The organism is Corticicoccus populi (assembly GCF_042686195.1).
GTDB classification, from domain to species: Bacteria; Bacillota; Bacilli; order Staphylococcales; family Salinicoccaceae; genus Corticicoccus; species Corticicoccus populi.
In genome coordinates, this window is record NZ_JBHUOQ010000005.1 from 126,253 (window position 1) to 143,404 (window position 17,152).

Below are 17,152 nucleotides of genomic sequence, written 5' to 3' on the forward strand. Positions count from 1 at the left end.
GATTTTCAGCTATTTAAAAAAGCCTGATTGATAAATACTCAATCAGACTTTTCTACAGCACTATTGCTTTTATTCATATATATGCGTCTGTATGTTTCCATCCGAAGTTTTTGTAATCAATGCATAAGTGTCGCTCTTATCCGCTATAGATATTTCCACACGGACACCCGCAAAATGATTGGATAGTAAATCACTGACATATTGGCTCAGGCCGATAATCTCACCGCGGCTTGTATATTCCACAGGAATTTCGATGGATAAATGTTCTAAATTACCATCCTTAAAATATCCTTGTCCTACAGATGTTGTGAAAGAGTCAAAGTATGAGGACAAGTTACGGTTAAACAACTGATAGTCATTATTTGTTTCTTCACTCAACTCTTCTGCCTCACTTGAAGGGAATAATACATTCTGCTCATTCACATTTGTGAATGAAGATAATTCTCCCTCACCTGCATCCGCAACACTGTATGAAACAAAATTCCCGGGAGCGATAGAAGTATCGTTCGACTGTATGAAAATCGCAAACGTAATCGTTATGTCCTGATACTGTTCATTTGCACGTATTCTCTCGAGAATTTCTTCAGCCATCTGTTCCCCTTCTTCTTTCACTGTTGCAGCATCAAGCGAAACAGATTCAGTGCTTCCATCATCATTCTCATAGTAATACACACTGTTCATAGCAAGACCGATAGTCATTCCTTCAAGCTGCATATCACCATTTTCATCTTCAACAACATAGTTCTGCTCCAGTAAATGAGACAGATAAAGCGGTGCCTCTTCAGCAATGACATCCGGATCTGTTTCTCCGCCTGTGGATGGATTTAATCCGAGATTACTGAAGGCAGTGCCGTCAGCAAGCTCCTCTTCTGTCATCTCATCAATCTCTTCTCTTGTATATGTCCGGTTCAAGAAGCCCCGCACCATCTCTTCAGTAAATATCTGCCCTTCTCTGAAAATATAATCATCGGGGCTGAATACTTCCTTACTGATATCAAATAATCCCTTTTCAAATGCCTCTATGTTGTAGCTGGATACCATATTCGTACTGGTTAACCCTCTGGACGGCGAAATCTGGTAGGGAATCACTGTCTGATAATCTGTTCTGTTTTCCGTACGGGAGGTTACCTGCTCCTCCTGCTCTGTTACAGGCACATTCGTAACACCTGATTCTTCATCATTTTCAGCCATATCAACCGGTTCACTGCATGCAGCCAAAAATAGAGCTGCTGATATAAGTAAAATGGATATTTTCTTCATCTATTGCCCCAACTTCCGAATAAATTCATCTTCATCCCATATTGTAACATTTAAGCGTTCAGCTTTCTCGAGCTTACTTCCCGCATCCTCACCTGCAAGTACAACATCTGTATTTTTAGATACGCTGGAAGTCACTTTCCCGCCTGCATTTTCTATCATACTTTTCGCCTCGCTGCGGGTTAATTCACCGAGCTTTCCAGTCAGTACAAATGTCATTCCGGTAAATTCATCACTTTCAGGTACTGAAATTTCTTCAGTCATGTTCACACCGGCATTTTTCAGCTTCTCAATTAAATGAATAAAATCCTCATTATGCATATAAGTGACGACTGAATCTGCAATTTTTTCACCAATCTCAGGGATTTCTACAAACCGTTCTTTAGGCTGCTTCATTATTTCATCGATACTGCCGAAAGTCTGTGCAATCAAACCGGATGCTTTTGCGCCGAGGAACCTGATACCGAGACCGATTAATACACGCGTTAATGGATTTTCTTTCGAAGCTTCAATCGACTGGAGCAGATTATTCACTTTCTTATCTCCCATACGTTCAAGCTCGATTAAATCATCATACTTCAGGCTGTATAAATCTCCGATATCTTTAATTAATCCTTCATCAAATAATTGTTTAATCACTTTTTCCCCGAGTCCGTCAATATTCATCGCAACTCTGGAAACAAAGTGAATAATCCCTTCTGCAATTTGTGCGGGACACGCAGGGTTAATACATCTGATTGCCACTTCATCTTCGAGTTTAACCGCTTCCTGACCACAGCTTGGACACTCGGTTGGTGCATGATAGACTTCCTGACTGGTCCGTTCATCAAACAATACCCGGACAACTTCCGGGATAATATCCCCTGCTTTTCTAATAATGACTTTGTCATGAATGCGGACATCTCTCTCTTCTATCAATTCATGATTATGAAGAGAGGCTCTTGAGACTGTTGTTCCAGCCACTTTCACAGGTGTCAGAATTGCTGTCGGTGTAATTACACCTGTCCGCCCGACAGTCAGCTCAATATCGAGTATTTCTGTCACGACTTCTTCTGCAGGAAATTTATAAGCAATTGCCCATCTCGGTGATTTTACGGTAAATCCGAGCTCCTCCTGATGATCTAAATCGTTCACTTTTATCACGATGCCGTCAATATCATAATCAAGCTCTGTACGGTGAGTCGTCCAGTAATCGATATATTCAATGACTTCGTCGATAGACTGTGCAGTACGGCGTTCTTTGTTTGTCTTAAAACCATGGCGGTCAAGCGCCTCAAGGGCTTCACTCTGGGTCGCAGCATTAATATTTGTTAAATCGTTGACACTGTACAGGAATATTGACAGATTCCTTGCTGCTGCAAGCTTTGGATCCAGCTGTCTTAGAGATCCTGCCGCCGCATTTCTTGGATTTTGAAATAAGGCTTCTTCCCGTAACTCCCGCTGTTCATTTAGTTTTTGGAATGATTTTTTCGGCATATAGGCCTCTCCACGGACTTCAAATGACAGGGGTTCATCTATTTTCAGCGGTATCGCTTTAATAGTTCTTAAATTTTCAGTGATATTCTCACCCGTTGTGCCGTTACCGCGTGTTGCACCCTGCACAAATAAACCGTCTTCGTACTTCAAAGACACAGCAAGACCGTCAATTTTCAATTCGCACATGTACTCCACCCGGCCGACTGCTTCTTGTACACGCTTGTCAAAAGCACGGAGGTCTCCCTCATTAAATGCATTGCCGAGGCTGAGCATCGGTGTATCATGGTCAACTTTCGTAAACCCTTTGAGTATCTCCCCGCCGACGCGGACAGTAGGAGACGTCTTTGTTTTAAATTCCGGATGTTCCGTCTCCAGCTGGATCAGTTCATTCATCATTTTATCGTACTCTCCGTCCGGCACTGTCGGTGCGTCGAGGACATGGTACTCATAGTTATATCGGTTTAATTTATCCTGCAGTGTTCTAATTTTTTCTTCCATGACCCTACTCCTTTTTCTCAATTGGGGCAAAGTTTGCAAGCAGCCGCTTCGGTCCCTCACTTGTAAAAACGATATCCAGTTCTTTAGAATCACCGTCACCTTTAATATTTGAAATAATACCGTCGCCGAATTTTTTATGCGTAACCTTATCACCCACTTTGAATGACACACCGCTGTTATTCGTCATGACACGGGATTTTTGACGTACTGTACTTTTAGCCTGCTGCTTCGGTCTTGAAAACGGAGTGTTGATATCAATCACTTCCCCGTCAATCAGCTCATCAGGAATTTCCTGAAGAAAACGGCTCTGAAGATTTGATTCATATTTACCGTAAATCATTCTTGAGTCTGCACGGGATAGTATTAACTGATCCTCTGCACGGGTAATCCCCACATACATTAAACGCCGTTCCTCTTCAAGCTCGTCATCATCATACATCACACGCTGTGACGGGAAAATCCCTTCTTCAAGTCCGACGATAAAGACCACCTTGAACTCCAGTCCTTTTGAAGCATGCATTGTCATCAGTGTAACGCCTGCATTGGCCTCTACACCGTCCTGATCAGACACAAGTGCCATTTCACTTAAAAATTCGAAGAGAAGTTCGTCATTGATTTCACGTTCATTGTCAAATTCACGTGTCACTGTTTTAAATTCATCAAGGTTTTCAATACGGCTTCTGGATTCGAGCGTATTCTCTTTTTCCAGCGCATCAAGATATCCTGTGTCATACAGTGTTTCATCAACCAGTTCAGTAACCGACATATATTTTGATTTCTCTTTTAAATTTTTTAATTTATCAAGGAGAGACATTAATGTTGTCACTGCACCTTTAGGAATCCCTATAAAATCAGCATCATTGATGGCCTCAAATATACTGATTCCGTGAATGCCGCCGTAGGCCGTCAGTTTATCCACTGTTTTGGCACCGATACCTCGTTTTGGTGTATTGATGATCCGGGTAAAGCTGATATCATCATGCGGATTTTGAATGACCTTTAAATAGCTCATCAAGTCTTTAATTTCCATACGCTGATAGAACTTCATGCCGCCGATCATTTTATACGGGATACTTGATTTCACAAGCGCATCCTCTATGGCACGCGACTGTGAATTGGCACGATACAATACCGCAATATCACTGTAGGCATATTTCCGTGAAAGGTCCCTGATGTTGCGGACAACTTCCTGTCCTTCTGCGCGTTCAGAATCCGCGAGGATTGTCTTTATTTTTGCACCGCCGTCACGCTCTGTTCTGAGTTCCTTCGGCTTACGTTCAGAGTTATTGTTGATTACCGCATTGGCTGCATCAAGAATTGTTTTTGTAGAGCGGTAGTTCTGCTCAAGCTTAATCGTCACAGCCTCCGGATAGTCGTCCTCAAAATTCAGGATGTTGGTAATATCCGCCCCTCTGAATTTGTAGATGGATTGATCGGAATCACCGACAACACAGATGTTACGGTATTTGGCGGTAAGCATATTCACGAGCTGATATTGTGCATGGTTGGTATCCTGGTATTCATCCACATGTACGTACTGAAAACGATTTTGATAATATTTTAATACATCCGGATTTCTGTCAAATAAGTCAATGGTCAGCATAATTAAATCATCAAAATCAAGTGAACTGTTACGGTACAGTATTTCCTGATAATCCGTATAAATCTCGCTGTACAGACCGTCAAGATATCCTTCAGCCTCTTTTGAAGCTTCTTCTGCTGTAATCAATTGATTCTTTTTATCCGATATAAAATTCAGAATCTTTCTCGGGTGATGCTGTTTAACATCCAGATTCCTTTTCTTTAAAATGCCTTTTACGACAGACTGCTGGTCTGTCGGATCAAGAATAGAGAAGCTGTTATCATAACCCAGATGATTAATATCACGGCGCAGTATCCGGACACACATTGAGTGGAAAGTAGAGATCCACATATGCCCGGCATCCTCCTCGATTAAACTGTTCACACGGGACAACATCTCCCCTGCCGCCTTATTCGTAAAGGTGATTGCCAGAATATTATATGACGGCACTCCTTTTTCACCGAGAAGGTAAGCGATACGGTGGGTCAGCACACGTGTCTTCCCGCTTCCCGCACCCGCCACGAGTAAAAGCGGGCCTTCGGTGGTTTCAATTGCTTTCCGCTGTTCTTTATTCATTAAAGATAAATCCATAATATAAAAACTCCAGTATTATTTAATAATTGTTTTCAATGCCTTCTTAACGTCTTTATAAATAATGTTGCCAACGACAATGGTATCACTGTATGTACGCATTTCTTCCGCCCGTCCGCGGCTGTCGATGCCGCCGCCGTATATAATACGGCTGTTCTCTGCATGACTGCGGATGGTTTTCATCAACTCAGGATCACCGTATCTGCCGCTGTATTCAATATAGATATACTTTGTTTGGTACATTTTATCAAGCATGTTAATGTAATGCGGCAGCATTTCCGCCGTCACTTCCAAAGCTTCCGCTTTCTTAAAGGCTTTACATTCTTCATTCAGAATTAAATACGGCAGCAGCGACAGATCTTCAAAATCTATCAGCTGTCCGTATTCCTGAAGTGCCTCAAGCATTAAACCGTGCTGCCACTTTATATTCCCGGTGTTGAATACTGCCGGGATAAAGTAATGATCAAAACCCGGAATGACCGCGTCCTTATCTGTCACTTCAAGTGCCACAGAAATGCTGAAACGTCTGACCCGTGACATTAAGTTCAGCACGTTATCCTCAGTGATACCGTCTGTTCCGCCGATAATGATTAAATCCGTTTCCGACTCGCATATTTGAGTTAAATCTTCATCGCTGATGTCCTTTGCAGGGTCCAGTTTAAATATATGTTTTACATCCTCTAACATCCTAAAACTCCTATTAATTTCTCTATAATTTACGATAGAAATATTATATCATTTTACAGCGTACTCTGTTCACTTCTACGATGTTCATAATGATATTAATTTTTACATGCACAGGAAAAAGCACCCCTCAAACGAGAAGCGCTTTAGAAACTAACGTATTCTTAAATATTCTTCCAATACCAGACCCTCATCGTACATTTCAGTTGCCGCTTCCACACCGACATATCTTAAATGCCAGGGTTCAAAATTAATCCCTGTAATATCCTCTTTGCCTTCCTGATAGCGGATAATAAAACCGTACTCATGCGCGGCATCCTTCATCCATTCATACTCAGGTGTATCTTCAAATGATACATCAATCGTGGAAGCACTCACCGTCGAACCAATATCAAACGCAAGGCCCGACTGGTGTTCTGAATGTCCCGGCAGCGCACTGTACTGATCTGCTTCCTCCTGCCCTTCACGCGCTACATAATCATTGTACAGCTGCTCCTGCTCCTGATATGTCCTGAAGCCGCTGACCATTACAAACTGCAAGCCTTCATCAGCACCCGCACTCGTCATTTCTGTATATGCATCAATGACTTCCTGCAGAAGACCCGGATTATAATCCTGCGGCAGTTCATAGTCTTCATTGACGATTAAAATTCCGTCCATATATGTGACACCGTCAATCACTTCAACTTCAGGCAGGATGTCCAAATTTTCAACAGTCAGATGGGTCATCGTTCTTCCCGGTGACTCATGCGGTGCGTCCGATACTTCTGCAGCATCTCCGGAGCAGCCGGATAAAGCAAGTACTAAGGCCGTTCCAAATAAAATCCGCTTCACTTGAAAACCACCTTTTCTACTCGAGTCCTGCACGTTTAAAGATAACATCCACACGCTGCAGATGATGATTTTCATCAAAGCATGCATCTATATCTTCAAGTGCCAGTACTTCAGTAATCCGGCTGTCCTTCTCGATTAATTCTCTGAACGGTACTTTTGTCTCCCACGATTCCATCGCTTTCGGCTGTACAAGATCATACGCCTCTTCACGGACAAATCCTTTATCAATCAGCGTCAACATCACACGCTGTGAATAAACAAGACCGAACGTCTTATCAATATTTGCTTTCATATTGTCTTTAAACACTGTCAGGTTATCAACGATACCTGCAAATCTGTTGACCATGTAATTTAAAGCAATTGTTACATCCGGCAGCATAATCCGTTCTGCAGATGAATGGGAAATATCCCGTTCATGCCAGAGCGGCACATTCTCGTATGCCGTTGTTACATAACCACGGATTACACGTGCAAGTCCTGTCACATTTTCACTGCCGATCGGGTTACGTTTATGCGGCATCGCACTTGAGCCCTTCTGGCCTTTGCCGAACGCTTCTTCCACCTCGCGTGTTTCTGTTTTTTGAAGACCACGGATTTCCACAGCGAACTTTTCTACAGATGTTGCGATTAAAGCAAGAACACTGATGTAGTGTGCGTGCCGGTCTCGTTGAAGCGTCTGTGTTGATACTTCCGCATAACCAAGACCAAGGTGCTCACAGACATACTCTTCCACTTCAGGCGGAATATTTGCGAAAGTACCGACCGCACCGCTCATTTTTCCGACCTCTATTTCTTTTCTGACCTGCTTAAAACGTTCTAAATTACGCTTCATTTCTGTATACCAAAGCGCCATTTTAATACCGAATGATGTCGGTTCCGCATGCACACCATGCGTTCTTCCCATCATTAATGTTGTCTTATGTTCACGCGCTTTATTACCGAGAATTTCGATAAAACGCTCAATATCACGTTCTATAATATCATTCGCCTGTTTAACCATATAACTCTGTGCCGTATCCACTACGTCCGTACTTGTTAGTCCGTAGTGCACCCACTTTTTCTCTTCACCGAGTGTTTCTGAAACCTGACGTGTAAATGCCACAACATCGTGTCGTGTTTCAAGTTCAATTTCTTTAATCCGGTCTACATCGATTTTTGCATTCGGACGAATTTTTTTTACTTCATCCATTGGAATAAATCCAAGCTCAGCCCATGCTTCTGCAGCTAATATTTCGACTTCAAGCCAGGCCTTAAATCTGTTTTCTTCAGTCCAAATCTGAGTCATTTCTTCACGAGAGTAACGAGAAATCATGTCATATTCGCTCCTTAATTATTAATCCTTCACTATTATAACAGAAAAGCGAACATCATAATTGTCATTATTAATAATGTTCGCTCTGTTACTTCATATTTTATTTCATTAATCTGCCTTCAAAAATAATCTCCTGATGGCTGACCCGCATTCCGTTACTATCTTTCTTAAAGACAGGTACTTCTTTCCGCCTGACAGGTGTGTAGCCTTCCTGCCGCATTCTTTCAAGGCAGTCCGGAATGTCTTCATCAGGCAGCACACTAAACTTTTTTCTGTCCGTCTGTGTCCGGTCTAATGTCCTGTTGTTCTGTTTCTTCTGCTTCTTCCTGTTCATAAATTTCTTCTAACACCTCTTCAACATTTTCCGGCTCATAACTTGCCACTTTACGTCTGCTGACACCTTTAGTCCAGAAGCCGCCGTTAATTGTTTTTGGTTCATATGCAATAATAAATGCTTTTTCATCGAGTTCTTTTATCGTGTCTATCAGTTTAATCTGATATTTTCTCGGTGTCAGAATCTGCATGGTTGTTCTTTCACCGTCACGGCCCCACTGTGTACCGTGTGTAACACCGTAACCCAGATTTCTTAAGTGGTTCGGAAAATCCCTGTCTCTTTCTGCTGTCGTCACGTTCACCACGATATACCCGAGAGCAAGCTTTTCTTCAATTTTAAGTCCGGATAACACACCGACACCAAACCCGAGGGCATAAGCAATCACATTTAGCGGCTGGTCCAGATTATCCAGTACGAGACCAAGACCAATAACGTATACAAATGTCTCAAGTATACTGACACCTGCCGCCAGGTAGCGGTAGCCTTTTGTAATTGCCACGGTTCTTAACGTTAGAAAGCTGACATAAAAAATATTGATAACGAATATTACAAGAACCATCAGCAATGCGCTGTTTGAAACTGCTTCTAGCATTCTAAATACACTCCCTCACTGATCACTCAGGTAAATGATACCGACTGTACGGCGTCGTACGCTTATGTGCAGTCTTCATATACCAGCTGACAATTGTTTCAGCATCTTCATCAGACACTTTCTTTCCTTCAAGAAAATCATCAATCGCATGATACGTAACACCAAGTGCCTCCTCATCGCTTAACAGCGGGCGGTCACTTTCCAAATCTGCAGTCGGTACCTTTTCATACAAGTGCACCGGCGCTTGAAGATATTCCAGGAGCGCACGCCCCTGGCGCTTATTCAGACCGAATAAAGGCGTCACATCACATGCTCCGTCGCCGTGTTTTGTAAAAAATCCGGTCACCGCTTCAGCAGCATGGTCAGTTCCAAAAACGATGCCGTTTGATGCAGCAGCAATCGCATACTGCACTTTCATACGTTCACGCGCTTTTTCATTTCCTTTAATAAAATCACTCAGATCATAGCCTGCATGTTTCAATGTCTCAACACTCTGATCAACCGCCGGCTTGATATCTATTACTGCAGAACGTGTCGGCTGTATAAACCGAAGTGCATCTTCAGCATCACTTTCATCCTGCTGTTTCCCGTACGGCAGTCTGACTGCATGAAATTCGAGCGTACCGCCCTCACTGTTCAGTTCATTGACCGCAGTCTGTGTGAGTTTCCCGAGAAGTGTCGAATCCTGTCCCCCGGAAATGCCGAGCACTACAGATTTGATAAACGGATGCTCTGTTAAATAACTTTTAATAAAATCGATGATTTCACGGATTTCTTCCTCAGGATTAACGGATGGTTTCACATGTAATTCATTGATAATGGACTGCTGTACTCTATTCATTGACTCACTCCAAAGTTTTATTGCTTGCATCTTCTATTAAATCTTTTTTAATCTGCCATAATTCCGTTGATAAATCCACAGGATAGCCTTCCGGATTTAAAAAGCGCTTGTACTCTTCCCACAGCGTGTTGAGGTTCGATTCCAGAAACGACTTGATTTCCGGTACACTTTTCGACGTGTATACACACTCCCCGTCAATGAATATATCTTTGAAGAGTTCGACAGGCTTAAAGGCTCTGACCAGTTTTCTTTTCATTACATGCACCGGATCAAACATCAGAAGCGGCTCTGTCTCATCAATTTGTTCACCGGAGTGCGTGATATATTCTCCTTCCGCCATACCGGTATTCGTATTGATAATACGGTAAACATCCTTTTTTGCAGGTGTCGTCACTTTCTCGACATTCCCTGAAATTTTAATACGGTTTTCAAGGACGCCGTCTTTATCCGCAATCGCAGCAAGTTTGTAGACAGCACCGAGTGCCGGCTGGTCATAAGCTGTAATCAGCTTAGTACCGATACCCCAGCCGTCAATTTTTGCCCCCTGCGAGAGGAGGGACAGAATGGTTAACTCATCCAAATCGTTCGATGCAATAATTTTAACATCCGTAAACCCTGCATTATCAAGTAATTCGCGCGCTTTTTTTGATAAATATGCGATATCGCCCGAATCCAGGCGGATGGCAAGGAAATTAATTTTGTCTCCCATCTCTTTCGCTACTTTAATCGCATTCGGCACACCTGACCTTAACGTATCAAATGTATCCACTAAAAACACACAGTTTTTATGTGTCGAGGCGTAGGCTTTAAACGCCGTATAATCATCACCGTAAGCTTGAATCATCGCGTGGGCATGCGTGCCGCTCGGCGGAATTCCGAATAATTTTGCTGCACGGACATTGCTTGTTCCGTCAAAACCGCCGATAATTGCCGCTCTCGCTCCCCACATGGCAGCATCAAATTCATGTGCACGCCGTGTACCGAACTCCATCAATTGACCGTCCGGTAAAATCTGCCGGATTCTGCTCGCTTTTGTAGCAATCAGCGTCTGGAAGTTTACAACATTCAAAAGCGCCGTTTCAATCAGCTGGGCTTCAGCAAGCGGCGCCTCAACCTGAACAAGCGGCATATTATTAAATACCACCTGTCCCTCCTCTACTGCACGGACATTCCCTGTAAACTTCAGTGCTTTCAAATATTCCAAAAAGTCCTCTTCATAATCAAGTGTTCTCAAATACTCAATATCCGATTCACTGAACTTTAGATTTTTCAAATAATCAATGATTCTCTCAAGACCCGCAAATACAGCATAACCGTTATCAAACGGCATCTTTCTAAAATAAAGATCAAATACAGCACGACGATCAGCTATACCTTCTTTAAAATATGTTTTCGCCATGTTGATCTGGTATAAGTCTGTATGAAGCATCAAACTATCATCATCGTATTGATACATTCCATTCAACCCTTCCTGTTTACTCTTCAAATCAGTTATAATCAGTTTACCACGGAATATTCAATAAGTACTACAATTTCAATGGAGGATTATCATGCAATTTGACAGCTTTAGAGCACGTTTTATCATACTTTCAATTATCGTATGTATCTCAGGGTTTTCACAAGGGCTTCTGCTCCCGCTGATTTCTTTTATATTCGAAAGCCGCGGTGTCAGTCCGACAGTAAGCGGACTTCATGCATCAGGACTTTACATCGGCGTCTTCATGTCCGCTCTTTTTATCGAGGCACCTTTAAGGAAATACGGCTACAGACCGATGATTGTCGCAGGCGGATTACTCGTCGGCATCTGTTTGTTTTTATTTCCGCTCGTTGATTTGATATGGTTCTGGTTCGTTCTCCGACTGATTGTCGGTGTGGCGGATAACGCACTTCACTTCAGCACACAGACATGGCTGACCCAGTCGACACCGCCTGAAAAGCTCGGGCGCATCATTGCTTTTTACGGACTCTTTTTCTCGCTCGGCTTCATGATTGGTCCGAAAGTCAGTGAACTCGTTACCATCGCTGAATTTCTGCCGTTTTTAGTTTCGGCATTATTGACCATGCTTGCCTGGCCTTTAATATTTTTACTGAAAGATTCCGGCAGTGCAAAACCGGTTGATTCAGGTGTTCCCGCAAGCTTCTTTAATACTGTTAAAAACTTTAAAGCTGTGTTAATCACCAGCTGGGCATGCTTTTTAATGCCGATGCTGTTTGGTGTTTTTGAAGGATCACTGAATACAAACTTCCCGGTTTTTGCTCTCCGCAATGACTTCTCGATTGCTGAGATCACATGGATTCTGCCGTGCTTCAGCTTGGGTGCAATCCTTTTGCAGGTTCCGATCGGCATGCTTGGCGACAAAGTCGGCAGAGGCAGACTCATCAGTATTCTGCTCCTCCTTGGTGCAGTATCATTTGCACTTCTTGAAGTGTTTAACCAGTCATTGATTATGATGGTGATTTTATTTATCCTGTCGGGTATCTTTGTCGGTTCTATGTATTCACTCGGCATCAGTTATATGGCGGACGTTACACCGAAATTCAATCTTCCTGCCGGTAATTTAATCGCCGGAATGCTGTTCAGTATCGGCAGTATCTCAGGACCGATTATCGGCGGCAGTATCATCAGCTATACAGACGGCAGTTATTATTTCTCTTTCTTTGCGGTCATCATCAGCATTGTATTTCTTCTGAATCTGTTGTTTTTGATGAAGCATAAAGAGTCACCTTCAGTCACAGACTGAGTATTCACACCTAGAAGAAATCGCAGTCAAGTGATAAAATAATGACTGTATATAAATTAAGAATAAAGGAGTTTCATTTATGAGCGTTAAAATCTTTGGACATCAAAATCCGGATACCGATACAATAACATCTGCAATTGTCCTTTGTGACATTGAAACACAGCTTGGAAACGACTGCGTCAGCACACGCCTCGGCGGCATCAGCGCAGAAACCAAATATGCACTCGATTACTTTAATCATGAGGCACCTGAACAGATCGATTCAGTAAACGATAATGACGAGGTTATGCTCGTCGACCATAACGAATTCCAACAGTCAGCAGAAAATATTGAAAATGCTGTTGTGCTGAAAGTGTTTGACCACCACAGAATTGCGAACTTCCAGACAGAAGGACCACTGTACTACCGTGCAGAGCCGGTCGGCTGCACAGCAACGATTTTAAACAAAATCTATAAAGAGCATAATCTCACTGTATCAAAACAGATGGCTGGTCTGATGTTATCTGCAATTATTTCAGACACACTGCTCTTTAAATCCCCGACAACAACAGATGAAGATATCGCTGCAGCTGAAGAACTTGAAAAAATCGCAGAGGTTAATGCGGATGAATACGGTATTGAAATGTTAAAAGCAGGTGCATCTACAAAGGATAAAACTGCAGAAGCATTAATTACTGGAGATGCAAAAACATTTGCTATGGGGAATAAAAACTCACGTATTGCACAGATTAATGTTGTGGATGTTGATGAGGTATTCGCACGAAAAGCAGAGATTGAAGCGGCAATTAATAAAGAAATCGAAACAGAAGGCTACGATCTGTTCATCCTTGTGGTTACAGATATTCTGAAATCAAACTCTAAAGTACTTGCACTCGGACATGATGCATTGAGCGTTGAAAAAGCATTTGATGTTACTCTGGACCAGGACACAGCTGTACTGGAAGGCGTTGTTTCCAGAAAAAAACAGGTTGTACCGAATATTACACAGGCATTGTCATAAAAAAAGAGCCCTTAAGGGCTCTTTTTTAATTGGAAGGCTATTCCAAATAATAGTTGAAAGAATGAAAAAATGGTATGAAAATAATATATCATCTATTTTCAGAAAAATCAATATAGTTTTTATATTTTTATTTATCTAACATCTTTTTCAATATACTCGTTTTTCCTTCTTTTAATCTCTCCTTCGAACAGTCACCTTGAATATTATATTCGTAGTTATCCACTGCATTGGAGAATGATACTTCATCAATATAATTCGTTAAATCTTCATCATCAAAACAGGCGGGATGTACAATGACATTCAATGTGTGGTCTACGATGACCCGCTCTGAATCACTCGTTTCATCTGCAATCGGCAGTGTCAGAACTAAAATAACAATCAAAACAAGTGTTAATATAATTAATATTTTTTTCATGGATAAAACCCGGCACCGTAAAAACAAGTGCCTGCTCCTTTATTATTCATTAAAATCTGATGCCTGATCCAAAAACAATACCGGTTCTTTTTGATGGTCTGTTGCACGCATCAAATTATAGGCAAGCATTGTGGTTGTAATCGCACCGATACCGCCCGGTACAGGTGTAATATAAGATGTTTTCTCTTTCACCGCATCAAAATTGACATCCCCGGTCATCTTCCCGTCTTCAGTAAAATTGATACCCACATCGATAACAACCGCACCTTCATTGACATGTGCTTCATCTATCAGATTAAGAGCACCCGCTGCACTGATAATAATATCTGCACTGCTGCATTTGTCTTCAACATCATCCGTATATAAATTACATATAGTCACTGTTGCATCCCGGTTCATTAAAAGAAGTGACAACGGCTTACCGACAACTGCACTGGCACCGACCACCGTGACATTTTTACCTTTTAAATCAATCTCATAATAATCAAGCATCTCCATCACTGCCGATGGTGTACAGGGTTCGAGCCTGTCATCTTCCTTCGTCAGTATCTTTCCGAGATTAATCGGTGTCATTCCGTCAATATCTTTTATCGGATTCATAATTTCAATCACACGTTTCATGTCAATATGCTTCGGGACAGGCTGCAAAAGCAGAATTCCATTAATTGAGTAGTCTTCATTAATTTCCTTAAATTTTGATAAAAACGCACGGGCAGACACATCTTCCGGGAAGTGAAAACGTTCTGTATCAATACCTAGTTTTTCAAAACGTTTCACCGCAGCGTTCTCATAAGAAACAGCATCCGATAAATCCCCGACACGGACAAATGCAACCCTCGGTGTAATGCCGTGACGCGTGGACTGCTCCAGTGCATTTTTTATTTTCCCGGACAATGCGCCCGCTACTTTTTTACCATCCATAATTATAGTCATCAAAACGTTCCCCCACTGCATGATTTGAATTCATCTACATTATATCAGACTACTCTTTTACATGTGTTTTGAAAAGGGGCTGTCTGTGTTATGTTATCCTTCAGTGTCCCGTTAAGTTCTTTCAAAATAATAAAAGCCCGTAACGGAAATCCGTCACGGGCTTTTATACATGCTTCAAACGATTACTTAGTTTCACGGTGAAGCGTGTATTTGTTTAATCTTGGGCAGTATTTTCTCATTTCGATACGCTCAGGATTTGTTCTTTTGTTCTTAGTAGTGATGTAGTTACGGTCTCCACATTCAGTACAAGCAAGTGTAACGTTTACTCTCATGATTTACGCCTCCTTTAATATTCTATAGTTATACGGCCTCATCTTGTGAGATCAATCAATCAACTGGCCAGTTGATCATCCTGCAGTCAGGATGAAACTTCAATCATAATAGATCTATCTTCTAATTAAACCGCCTTATCTATTATACAGGCATCTATTTAATATTTCAACTTCTTATTAAAATATCATGACAGGACTTCATTCCTACGGCCAAAAATCAATCCAGCGCCAATACGTAAATGCGACCGCAATCATAATGATAACACTTGCAGCTGTAATATAAATACCCGGCTTTATAAAATCCTGCTGCGTCACTCTGCCGGTACTTTCCACAACCACATTCGGCATCGTTTCAACGACCAGTATAAAACCGAGGAGGATAGATACAGCAGCGGCAACCGTCACCACTACAGGGTCAATCCCAGCCTCGAGCGACAGACTAATCAGAACCGGCACTAAAGTGACGACTGCAGTTTGTACATTAGTCACTCCGAGATGGTAAATTTGAGAGAAAATAATCACCAGTGGTACAGCAGTCCAAGGATTACTGAAAATATTAATCACTGTTTCTGTAAACAAAAGGTTCTCGAGTAATTCTATCGCACCTGACTCAACCAATGTATAACCGAGAGACAGTGTCCCGCCTACCAGAAGAACTATTCCATAATTGATATTAATCATCTTATTCCACTCGACAATGCCGGTGATGGGCATCGACATCAGTATTACAGCGAGCAGTGCTGCGAATGTTGGATGATACCCGTGCACTGATTCAGTCAGCCATATTAAAATAGTTACACCAAGAATGATGATACATTTCTTTTCAGATAAAGTTAATTTTCCGAGCTGCATGTATTTCTCTCTCATACTCTCTTGGAGACGGGGAAAAGTCTGAACTTCCGGCTTAAAACATTTCCAAAGTATAAACATGACCGCAATTGCTAAAAGGAACCATATAGGGACAACATAAATAAACCACTCAACATAAGAAACAGAGGTTCCGAGATAGATTCTGAGCATCTCTACAGCTAAAATATTTCCAACAGCAGCTGTTAATACAACGACACCACTGACATTGTTGCCGAATGCCGCACCGATATATAAAAGCTTACTGAAATTCGACTCTTTATCCGATTCTGTTTCTTTCACTATATTCTCCACAATCGGCAGCATCATTGAAGTTCTGACCGCCGTTGCGGGAATAAAAAATGCCTGAATTTGAATAAGGACAAAGTAACTGATAAAAATCCCTTTCGTTGTCCTGCCTGTAAGCGAAAGGAGCCCGTAGGTCATACGTTTAACCAGAAGCGTATGGTTCACGCCGATTGCCATCATCATACCTGCAATGATTAAAAATGTCGCCGGTGAGCTGAAACCGCTGAATATCACTTCTGTTTCAACCGGGCGCATCACCATCAGCAGCATTATCACAATAACCGACGTTAATTCCAGCGGGATTGGTGCGAATGCCCATAGGATCAGGCCGAAAACCATTACCGCAATTGTACTTCGTGCCGGCCACTCAACAGAAGACGGTATCGTAAACAAAACCGCAGCAAAAAGAACCATTGCAGCAATTAGAATTATTTTCTGACTGTTGTTCATAAATAACGCTCCTTTGCCTGCTTAAAAACGGTGTATTATGTTAATTATAAACGATTCATGAAGAATTATTACCCTTATGCAGTATAAAAATATTGATGAAACGTAATGATTTCGATATAATAAGC

General features: G+C 41.9%; 16 protein-coding genes. 2 read left to right on the forward strand and 14 right to left on the reverse strand.

Translation table 11 applies throughout. The features are described 5' to 3' along the window. Positions 1-69: 69 nt before the first annotated feature. The 10 genes from ACFSX4_RS13255 to ACFSX4_RS13300 form a co-directional block, all read right to left on the reverse strand. The gene (locus tag ACFSX4_RS13255) at positions 70-1,260 is read right to left on the reverse strand and encodes a CamS family sex pheromone protein (RefSeq protein WP_377775694.1); all 1,191 of its coding nucleotides are present in this window, start codon (positions 1,258-1,260) and stop codon (positions 70-72) included. Beyond that, entirely contained in the window at positions 1,261-3,231 is a 1,971-nt protein-coding gene (gene ligA / locus ACFSX4_RS13260) for an NAD-dependent DNA ligase LigA (protein ID WP_377775696.1), read from the reverse strand. It abuts the gene before it with no gap. Positions 3,232-3,235: 4 nt separating this feature from the next. Further along, positions 3,236-5,404: a DNA helicase PcrA gene (pcrA, locus tag ACFSX4_RS13265; protein WP_377775698.1), complete on the reverse strand. Its 2,169-nt coding sequence runs from the start codon at positions 5,402-5,404 to the stop codon at positions 3,236-3,238. Between the two features lie 18 nt (positions 5,405-5,422). After that, entirely contained in the window at positions 5,423-6,091 is a 669-nt protein-coding gene (locus ACFSX4_RS13270) for a heptaprenylglyceryl phosphate synthase (RefSeq protein WP_377775700.1), read from the reverse strand. 150 nt (positions 6,092-6,241) lie between these two features. Continuing rightward, complete coding sequence (locus ACFSX4_RS13275; protein ID WP_377775702.1) at positions 6,242-6,922, reverse strand: D-alanyl-D-alanine carboxypeptidase family protein; 681 nt, start codon at positions 6,920-6,922, stop codon at positions 6,242-6,244. 16 nt (positions 6,923-6,938) lie between these two features. Then, positions 6,939-8,234, reverse strand: coding sequence for an adenylosuccinate lyase (gene purB / locus ACFSX4_RS13280; RefSeq protein WP_377775704.1), 1,296 nt, complete (start codon positions 8,232-8,234; stop codon positions 6,939-6,941). 100 nt (positions 8,235-8,334) lie between these two features. Next, positions 8,335-8,568, reverse strand: coding sequence for an NETI motif-containing protein (locus tag ACFSX4_RS13285; protein ID WP_377775706.1), 234 nt, complete (start codon positions 8,566-8,568; stop codon positions 8,335-8,337). Beyond that, positions 8,495-9,160: a DUF2179 domain-containing protein gene (locus ACFSX4_RS13290; protein WP_377775708.1), complete on the reverse strand. Its 666-nt coding sequence runs from the start codon at positions 9,158-9,160 to the stop codon at positions 8,495-8,497. The genes ACFSX4_RS13285 and ACFSX4_RS13290 overlap by 74 nt, the downstream gene beginning before the upstream one ends. Positions 9,161-9,182: 22 nt before the next feature. Further along, positions 9,183-10,001, reverse strand: a complete 819-nt coding sequence (gene nadE / locus ACFSX4_RS13295; RefSeq protein ID WP_377775710.1) for an ammonia-dependent NAD(+) synthetase — start codon at positions 9,999-10,001, stop codon at positions 9,183-9,185. 4 nt (positions 10,002-10,005) lie between these two features. Next, positions 10,006-11,457, reverse strand: coding sequence for a nicotinate phosphoribosyltransferase (locus ACFSX4_RS13300; protein ID WP_377775712.1), 1,452 nt, complete (start codon positions 11,455-11,457; stop codon positions 10,006-10,008). 94 nt (positions 11,458-11,551) lie between these two features. Here ACFSX4_RS13300 and ACFSX4_RS13305 point away from each other — a divergent pair, with 94 nt between their 5' ends. Next, complete coding sequence (locus tag ACFSX4_RS13305) at positions 11,552-12,742, forward strand: MFS transporter (RefSeq protein ID WP_377775714.1); 1,191 nt, start codon at positions 11,552-11,554, stop codon at positions 12,740-12,742. A gap of 79 nt (positions 12,743-12,821) precedes the next feature. After that, on the forward strand, positions 12,822-13,742 hold the full coding sequence (locus ACFSX4_RS13310) for a manganese-dependent inorganic pyrophosphatase (protein WP_377775716.1): 921 nt from the start codon (positions 12,822-12,824) through the stop codon (positions 13,740-13,742). 127 nt (positions 13,743-13,869) lie between these two features. On the opposite strand, the gene ACFSX4_RS13315 is transcribed toward ACFSX4_RS13310, so the two are convergent. The 4 genes from ACFSX4_RS13315 to ACFSX4_RS13330 all read right to left on the reverse strand — a co-directional run bounded on the left by ACFSX4_RS13315 (position 13,870) and on the right by ACFSX4_RS13330 (position 17,027). Next, the gene (locus tag ACFSX4_RS13315; RefSeq protein WP_377775718.1) at positions 13,870-14,157 is read right to left on the reverse strand and encodes an alpha-amylase; all 288 of its coding nucleotides are present in this window, start codon (positions 14,155-14,157) and stop codon (positions 13,870-13,872) included. Between the two features lie 42 nt (positions 14,158-14,199). Then, a complete protein-coding gene (locus tag ACFSX4_RS13320; protein WP_377775720.1) occupies positions 14,200-15,090 on the reverse strand; it encodes a bifunctional 5,10-methylenetetrahydrofolate dehydrogenase/5,10-methenyltetrahydrofolate cyclohydrolase in 891 nt (296 codons plus the stop codon). Positions 15,091-15,272: 182 nt separating this feature from the next. Continuing rightward, positions 15,273-15,422 (reverse strand): 50S ribosomal protein L33, encoded by a 150-nt coding sequence (gene rpmG, locus ACFSX4_RS13325; RefSeq protein ID WP_091475723.1) that lies wholly within the window; start codon positions 15,420-15,422, stop codon positions 15,273-15,275. A 204-nt stretch (positions 15,423-15,626) separates the two neighbouring features. Next, on the reverse strand, positions 15,627-17,027 hold the full coding sequence (locus tag ACFSX4_RS13330; RefSeq protein WP_377775722.1) for an SLC13 family permease: 1,401 nt from the start codon (positions 17,025-17,027) through the stop codon (positions 15,627-15,629). Positions 17,028-17,152: the final 125 nt, after the last annotated feature.

What these genes read in the sequence shown, in the direction of transcription:
- ACFSX4_RS13255 (WP_377775694.1), bottom strand. Translation starts at nt 1,260, where the DNA reads ATGAAGAAAATATCCATTTTACTTATATCAGCAGCTCTATTTTTGGCT.
- ligA (WP_377775696.1), bottom strand. Translation starts at nt 3,231, where the DNA reads ATGGAAGAAAAAATTAGAACACTGCAGGATAAATTAAACCGATATAAC.
- pcrA (WP_377775698.1), bottom strand. Translation starts at nt 5,404, where the DNA reads ATGGATTTATCTTTAATGAATAAAGAACAGCGGAAAGCAATTGAAACC.
- ACFSX4_RS13270 (WP_377775700.1), bottom strand. Translation starts at nt 6,091, where the DNA reads ATGTTAGAGGATGTAAAACATATATTTAAACTGGACCCTGCAAAGGAC.
- purB (WP_377775704.1), bottom strand. Translation starts at nt 8,234, where the DNA reads ATGATTTCTCGTTACTCTCGTGAAGAAATGACTCAGATTTGGACTGAA.
- ACFSX4_RS13285 (WP_377775706.1), bottom strand. Translation starts at nt 8,568, where the DNA reads ATGAACAGGAAGAAGCAGAAGAAACAGAACAACAGGACATTAGACCGG.
- ACFSX4_RS13290 (WP_377775708.1), bottom strand. Translation starts at nt 9,160, where the DNA reads ATGCTAGAAGCAGTTTCAAACAGCGCATTGCTGATGGTTCTTGTAATA.
- nadE (WP_377775710.1), bottom strand. Translation starts at nt 10,001, where the DNA reads ATGAATAGAGTACAGCAGTCCATTATCAATGAATTACATGTGAAACCA.
- ACFSX4_RS13300 (WP_377775712.1), bottom strand. Translation starts at nt 11,457, where the DNA reads ATGTATCAATACGATGATGATAGTTTGATGCTTCATACAGACTTATAC.
- ACFSX4_RS13305 (WP_377775714.1), top strand. Translation starts at nt 11,552, where the DNA reads ATGCAATTTGACAGCTTTAGAGCACGTTTTATCATACTTTCAATTATC.
- ACFSX4_RS13310 (WP_377775716.1), top strand. Translation starts at nt 12,822, where the DNA reads ATGAGCGTTAAAATCTTTGGACATCAAAATCCGGATACCGATACAATA.
- ACFSX4_RS13315 (WP_377775718.1), bottom strand. Translation starts at nt 14,157, where the DNA reads ATGAAAAAAATATTAATTATATTAACACTTGTTTTGATTGTTATTTTA.
- ACFSX4_RS13320 (WP_377775720.1), bottom strand. Translation starts at nt 15,090, where the DNA reads ATGACTATAATTATGGATGGTAAAAAAGTAGCGGGCGCATTGTCCGGG.
- rpmG (WP_091475723.1), bottom strand. Translation starts at nt 15,422, where the DNA reads ATGAGAGTAAACGTTACACTTGCTTGTACTGAATGTGGAGACCGTAAC.
- ACFSX4_RS13330 (WP_377775722.1), bottom strand. Translation starts at nt 17,027, where the DNA reads ATGAACAACAGTCAGAAAATAATTCTAATTGCTGCAATGGTTCTTTTT.